Below are 562 nucleotides of genomic sequence, written 5' to 3'. Positions count from 1 at the left end.
ATTCAGGTGGCGGATACGCGATCGGGATGGACAGTCTCGCGCGGTTTATTCATGACTTCACCGGCGTCCGAGTGGAAGACGCCACTGGCAGATCCTTTCTGGCAACAAGCAGCAAAGCATTATCAGTACGTGCGATGGATTCGCCCGCAGAACTTATCGGAACAGTGGATGACATTGGCCGACTATGCGCATACCCATCATCTACCCACAAATGCCGTCTATCTTGGGTGAGTCAGTTCGCTGGCCGTCGAGGCGGCGCAGGCTCAGTCGGTTCGGATGCTGGATTCGGGAAGTTACGCGCAAGATACCCTGTACGTGCTGGATAACCGCTCCTTGCTCCAGGCTGCCCAGACATTGAAGAGTGATATCGATGTGCTCGCCAGAATTGACGGTTTGAATGTGTTGGCACCGGGATGGAAGCGCTGTAACGATTGTCCGCCCGTATTGGCGCCGGATGCATTGAAGCTGATTCCGGAACTCAAGCAAGGCGAGAGAGTGGTGTTCAGTAAAGAGAGTCCGGCGGTGGATTRTTTGGCCAAGGGATGGTCGCTTAACGAACCGT

1 protein-coding gene and 1 pseudogene are annotated in these 562 nt (G+C 54.9%); both read left to right on the top strand.

Features of this window, described 5'->3' with window-relative positions; translation table 11 throughout:
- The coding region (locus tag AC1DVH_RS32520) for a DUF6311 domain-containing protein (RefSeq protein WP_477757227.1) at positions 1–231 on the top strand (231 nt) is incomplete at its 5' end.
- An 84-nt stretch (positions 232–315) separates the two neighbouring features.
- A pseudogene (locus AC1DVH_RS32515) lies at positions 316–562 on the top strand (DUF6311 domain-containing protein); the annotation flags it as partial.

The sequence above is a fragment of the Pseudomonas sp. P4_C3 genome (genome assembly GCF_056402075.1).
The sequence above is the reverse complement of the archived record's forward strand: the minus strand, read 5'-3'. Positions and strand labels throughout refer to the sequence as shown.